1 pseudogene is annotated in these 750 nt (G+C 44.0%); it reads left to right on the top strand.

The annotated features are described in order from the left end of the window. Positions 1–143 precede the first annotated feature (143 nt). A pseudogene (locus ACNOHI_RS24790) lies at positions 144–750 on the top strand (hypothetical protein); the annotation flags it as partial.

Genomic DNA, 750 nt, shown 5'->3' with positions numbered 1-750 from the left:
TATCCGGGAGATATAGTAATAACGAGTAATGATAATAAATAAATCAATGTATTGTACAATTAAAACCGATATTCTCCTTGATAAGCTAAAGTATAGATAAATAGCTTGTTAAGGAACCATATTATTAAACCAGAATTAAAACAATGAAACGATTAAAACTGAATTTAGACCAATTGGGTGAAGAACTTGGGATACTGGATCCCGGGTATTTACAGGGCATTAAAGGTGGATATGGGAATAGCAGCGGCAGCTATGGAGGATATAATTCATGGCAGGAGCTATGGGATGCAATGCAAAATGGCTATTTGCCGCCTGCGGGTACGTATAATCCCGGTGGATCCGGCAGTTATGGAGGTTACGGAAATTACGGAGGATATAGCGGTTACGGTGGGTATAATGGCGGATGGCCAGGATGGTATCCTCCGGGAGGAGGAGGAGGTTATGGGGGGGGCGGAAGTTATAATGGTGGATATGGAAGTTATGGAGGCTATAATGGTGGATATGGTTCCGGCTATTGGAGTATAGTTGACGGAAGGAATGTTTACACTTATTATGGTGGTGCGTTGCAGGAAGTAAGGATCGATGGAGGTGCCTCTGGTCATGGATATGGTGCCGTTAGTGCTATGCAACAGATGCTTTCCTCACTGGGTCTGGCATCCAGTCACGCAGATGCTGCTGCAGCCACTGCAAAATTGGAAACAAGAGGCTTCCGATTTGCTTCTACATCTTTCGGGGTACTAGATGTTGGTA

The organism is Noviherbaspirillum sp. ST9, assembly GCF_048799745.1.
Lineage (GTDB): Bacteria > Pseudomonadota > Gammaproteobacteria > Burkholderiales > Burkholderiaceae_D > Noviherbaspirillum.
Note: the sequence above shows the minus strand (reverse complement) of the source record. Positions and strands in the feature narration are given on the sequence as shown.